The sequence below is a fragment of the Sedimentitalea sp. XS_ASV28 genome, assembly GCF_041224545.1.
Lineage (GTDB): Bacteria > Pseudomonadota > Alphaproteobacteria > Rhodobacterales > Rhodobacteraceae > Sedimentitalea.
On sequence record NZ_JBGFGP010000043.1, the window covers coordinates 1 to 5278 of the forward strand.

Consider the following 5278-nt stretch of genomic DNA (forward strand, 5'->3'; position numbering starts at 1 on the left):
GTCGAGTGCGGTGGCATCTGGAAGAAGCAGAACAAGGAGACCGGCGCCGACTACTACACCCTGACGATCCGCGACCACGGCTTCAACGCCAACCTCGGCAAGGCCGCGAACCAGGACGATCTGTCCCTGCAGGCCGTCATCCCCTGGGGGCCGAAAGACGCCGCGTAAGCCAAAGGCCAGACCGCTTCGGCGGTCTGGCTATCTCTCGTTCTTGGGTGCGCCTGATGGGCGGGCCCAAAAGCCGATGTTCGAAGAACGCGGCATATTTCGGACGCTGACACCGAGGCGGATAGTCTGACTGGATCGATCGCAGAAGCAGCTTTGATCGTTCTGTTGAGGGACAGGGTGGATCGCGCGAACCCGAGGGTGAGCCGAAAGTCAGCAGGGGAAAACTGGGAGCCCAGTTAGCGAGCCAAGCGCACCCCTTCCGTCGGTCGAGCAACCTGCGCCAGGGGTGTCTTTGCGAGGCGCCCAGGGGCGCCGAACTCACCCTGCGCCGCGAGGGTGCAAACTGCAGATCACCGTCATGCAACCAAGGGCAACGTCTCACGCCAATGTCACCGCCGCGCGCCTTTCCGTCGACCTGTTGGCCTTTCAGATCGCTAGCCCGGGGTCGAGCGGGCGGCAACGCCGGGGACAGGTTTCTGGGCGGCTGGCGCCTTGAGCGCTGCCGGGCATCGCTCACAACAAACCTGCCCCCGGCGTGCTCCATTTCATTCCGCCCCGTGCCGGGTGCAGCCCGCTCTCATGCCCCCGGTCTTTTCCACGATCCGTCCAACGACGATCAACGGAAAGGATCACACCATGACACTCGAACAATCCATCGACCTCGCCGAACTGCAAGCCGACATGGCCTTCGATGCCTACCTCGCCGCCTTCGATGAAGACGCCCATCCCGAGACACTCGACAGCCTCGAGACCGAGGCTCTGATCGCCCGCAGCCACTACGACGATCTGCGCAATCAGGGACTGGGTCACTGACCCAGACACCCCTGCGGGTCTTCGGATCCGCAGGGGTCTAACGCCGTCTCTCAGAAGCTTCGTGACGCCCTCAAAGGGCGTGACCCGAGCAATCCCGCGTGAGCCGACTTCTGGTCCCTGACGCCCGATCCGTGACCGGCTCGGGCGTTCGGTTTGCCTGTCGTCGCGTGCGTCTTGAACACAAATTTCGGAAGTCTTTTCGATCTGGTTGTCCTGCATCGAAGAGGGCGGGACCCGTTCCATGTCGCGCTGCACGGCAGCGGCCTTGAGTGCACCTCATTGCCAGCAAAAATACATGACACGCAAAACGTAATATTGTGCAATGTGATGTATTGAGGTATAAGCGAAAGGGAGAAGAAAGACGTTGGCAGGATATGGCCAATGTTTGCACATTTTGTCCGAGGGGTCTGACCCGTGCCGAGGCCAGCGAAAAACCTGAAGCTTGAAGAACGCGTCGAAGTCGCGCGGCGCTTTGCGGCGGGCGAGAGCGCCAAGGAGCTGGCAGCGGCATTTGGCATCTCTCCGCGTCATGTGAACCGGCTCGCGAAAGAGGAGGCGGGCGAGGGGATCGCGGTGCGCGATCCAAGCGAGACGGTGGCGTTCCGGGCGAGCCAGTCCGAGCTTGCAGCGTTTGATGCGGAGTGGCGCGCGCGGGGCTTTGCCAATCGTTCGCAGGCGCTCAATGCGGTGCTGCGCGGACGCTGCGGTTTCCTCGACGTGCCGCGTGATCTGGTCTCGGAATTCTGCGCCGCGTGGCGTCAGGCGAAGGATGTGAGCGACGCCGGATTGGTGCTCGCCAAGGCGGTCCATCGCGGTCGGCTGGAGGTCTCGGAGGCGGATCGCGCGGTGCTGATCGAACTCCTTGATCTGGCGCAATCGATGAGCCGTGAGATGGGCCGGATGAAGGATGCGGCGCAGGTGCTGCGTCATCAGGAGTGGCCGCAAAGGGAAGAAGGGCAGGGGGCTGAGAACGATGTTCTGGAGGACAGCCCGCGCACGATCGAGGGTGGGCTGAGGCTGGTGCGCAATGGCTGACCCTCTCGTCCTCTACACCTCGGTCATGGGCCGGCTATGGGAGGATGAGCGCATCCGGGGTCAGGCCGCAGCGCGGATCGACGCGCGTCTGGCGGGGCGTCGGCAGGGGCGGAGTTTCGCGCGGGTCGGATCCATGTCGGCGCGCAACGCGCTGAAGGCAGCCTCGGGGCAAAGCCGGGCGGCGGTGTTCAAACGGATCCGGGCGGGGGGCTGCAAGACGCGGGCATCCCTCGGGGCGCAGCTCTCCTACATCAACGACAAGGCCGTCTACACCTATTCGACGATGACCAACGCGCTGACCGATGCGGCGGTGCTTTCTGAGGGGCAGAAAGAGGACATCATCGAGGATTGGGCCGGGACCTGGCGTGGCTCGACCAAGCTCGGGTTCACCTCGCACATGCTGCTGTCCTTCCCGACCGACGTGACGGTCGATCAGGTTCGCGACATCGCGATGGACTGGACGGAGCATTTCTTCGAGAGCGGCGAATACGGCGATCAGTGGGACTATGTCCTCGCGGTACATGACGACCGGGCGCACAAGCACGCGCACATCATCCTGAACAATCGCGGGGTCGAAAACGGCACCTGGTTCTCTTGCTGGGCCGAAGGCGTAATGTCGCCGCAGCTCATGCGCGAGAAGCAGGCCGAGATCGCCGAACGCTATGGTGTCATACTCGACGCCACCACCCGGCTCGAGCGCGGCATCTTCGAGAAGCCCGCCGGGATCGAGGAGATCTACCGCGCCAAGGAAGAGGCCCGCCTGCCGCGCGAGATCGTCATGACGGCCCAGGAATCCGCCATCGCGCAGGCGCAGGTGGTGGGCTTCGCCAAGGACTACAAGACCCTCGCCGACCTGCTGGACCGGATGGACCAGCGCCACATGGCGCGCGCCATGCGCGGCATGGCGGACGGGCTCGGTTCCGGCACGCCGTGGAACTTCACCGAAGGAGAGATAGACATGATGGACATCAAAACCGTCGGTGACGCGATCGACTATTCCGAGCGCACGATCGAGGCGCTCAGGCTCAAGGCCGAAGAACTGGACCCGGCCGAGCGCGCCGCTTTTGAGGCCAAAGCCGCGCCGATCATCGCGGACCTCTCGCAGATGGTGCCAGACCCGGAGCTACGGGCGCGGTTTGGCAAGCAGCTCGAGGAACCCTATCCGCCGGGGGCAGGCAGCGAGGTGCTCATCGCCGCGCTGCGGTCCGGCAATGACGAGGGGCTGCGTGACGTGCTCGAGCGCGCCGAGGAAGCCGGAATGGACAGCGAAGAGCTGGTGGCCCGGATCGCGGCGGGCGGTACGCGGAACTACGGCATGGCGCAGGATTGGGTCGAGCGCGACATGAACGCGGTGCTGGCGAAGGACGGTCTGAGCGTTGAGACCGCGAGTGACGACCAGCTCGATGCCGCGCTGGAAAAGGTCGATGGCGTGATGGACGCGCTGATGGAACGCGCCAAGGAGCTGGGTGTCGAGATCGGCAAAACACTTGCCGAAGAGGAAGAGGCGTCGCTGCCGCTCATCGACGATGACCGAACACCCAATCCCTACCTGCAGGACCTCGCCGACATGCTGCGGGACGGCAAGCTCAACGAGGAGCAGGAAGAGGCGGTCGAGCGGACCATGCAATCCGAGCTCTTCAAGGAACTGGGCGAAGAGGGCATGGCCGAACTCCGCCGCGGCAACTTTGAGGTTCTGGATGCGGCGCTGCCGAGCAAGCTCGACCAGATCACCGTCACGCAGGAATTCCTCGAAATGACCTTCGAGGAGACCGGCGATCAGGTCTTCACCGACCGCGCCGCCGGGTTGCAGCAGGACAAGGCGACCGAAGTGGCGCGGCTGCGCGGCCAGCAAGAGTCGCAGGAAATGGGGCGCTACCTTGGCCGTGACAGAGAACTGGATCGTGGTCTCGATGACGAGATGGAATTCTAAGGGGGAGATGACAACCATGACCAAGACACTCCCCCTTTGGGCCGCGCTCCTCTTCGGTGTGATCTGCGGCGCCGTCATTGGCACCATTGTCGCTGCCTTCTACCTGACCCTGGCCCTGAAAACTGGGTTTCAGAGCTTCGACATGCTGGCGCTCTGGAAGGCCAGCGCGGGCACACGCGCGGCCCATCCGGAGGCTTTCAAGGTTGGCTTCGGCGCCGTCGGCTTCGGGGCGATCGGCCTAGGCGCCCTGGCGCTGGCCTGGACCTGGAAGAAGGAGCGCGACGATTACGGCTCGGCCCATTGGCAGACAAAGGCGGAGCTGAAGAGGAACGACATGCTGCAGGCACCGGGCAAAGGTTTCGTCTGTGGCAAGCTCGGCGCGCCGACCTCCAAAGCCGAGTTCATCTCCTCGACCACCATCCCTCATGTGATGATGGTGGCCCCGACCCGCGCGGGTAAGGGCGTGGGTTTCGTGATCCCGAACCTTCTGAGCTTCGCGGGTTCGGTCGTGGTGCTCGACGTGAAGGGTGAGAACTTCGAGAAGACCGCGCGGCTCCGGGCGCTGAACGGAGACGAGGTCTATCGCTTCAGCCCCTTCGACTGGGCCAACGCCACGCATCGCTACAACCCGCTTGCGCGGATCGCGAAGGCCCCGACCTTTGCGCAGCGGTTCACCGAGGTCTCGATCCTGGCCGACCTGTTCCTCGACAAGGACAATAAACAGCTCGACACCTTCTCCGAGGCGGGCAAGTCGATCTTCGTCGCGGCCTGCCTGCTGGCGATCCAGCGCGGCACGCCGAATCTTGGTGAGGTCAACAAGATCGTCGCCGGGGGCGAATACAAGAACGCGCAATACAAGACCTATGCAGACGAGGCCGAGGAAGAGATCCTGCGCGAGCTTTGGACCAATGCCGCCTCAGCCTCATCGCGGCTCCTGACCTCGAACATCCAGGCGCTGATGACCGCAGGCCTCAAGCAATGGGACAATCCGGCGGTGCGCTCGGCCACCGAGGCGAGCGATTTCGATTTTTCGACCTTCCGCAAAACCCCGCAGTCGCTCTACATCGCCGTCTCCGAGGATCACATCGCGACGCTGGCGCCTCTCTTGCGCCTGATGTTCGCCGACCTCATCGCCTCGATCCGCCTGAACGAGCCGGGCCCGGATGAGCCCTGGCCGGTCATGATGATGATCGACGAGTTCCAGCAGATGGGGGCGATGCCCTATCTCGAACGCGCGATCCACTCGCTGGCCAGCTATGGCGGCCGCGTGGCGATGATCGCACAGTCGCTGGCTTCGCTCGACCGGATTTACGGGCCCGAGGGCCGCGAAAG

General features: G+C 63.8%; 4 protein-coding genes. All 4 read left to right on the forward strand.

Annotation, left to right across the window (positions count from 1 at the left end):
• Positions 1–804: 804 nt before the first annotated feature.
• Entirely contained in the window at positions 805–981 is a 177-nt protein-coding gene (locus AB9K34_RS00965; RefSeq protein WP_369952607.1) for a hypothetical protein, read from the forward strand.
• 414 nt (positions 982–1395) lie between these two features.
• Positions 1396–2016, forward strand: a complete 621-nt coding sequence (locus AB9K34_RS00970; RefSeq protein WP_369952608.1) for a helix-turn-helix domain-containing protein — start codon at positions 1396–1398, stop codon at positions 2014–2016.
• On the forward strand, positions 2009–3946 hold the full coding sequence (locus AB9K34_RS00975) for a relaxase/mobilization nuclease domain-containing protein (protein ID WP_369952609.1): 1938 nt from the start codon (positions 2009–2011) through the stop codon (positions 3944–3946). The genes AB9K34_RS00970 and AB9K34_RS00975 overlap by 8 nt, the downstream gene beginning before the upstream one ends.
• A 16-nt stretch (positions 3947–3962) precedes the next feature.
• Positions 3963–5278: type IV secretory system conjugative DNA transfer family protein (locus AB9K34_RS00980; protein WP_369952610.1), on the forward strand; the 1316-nt coding region annotated here is incomplete at its 3' end.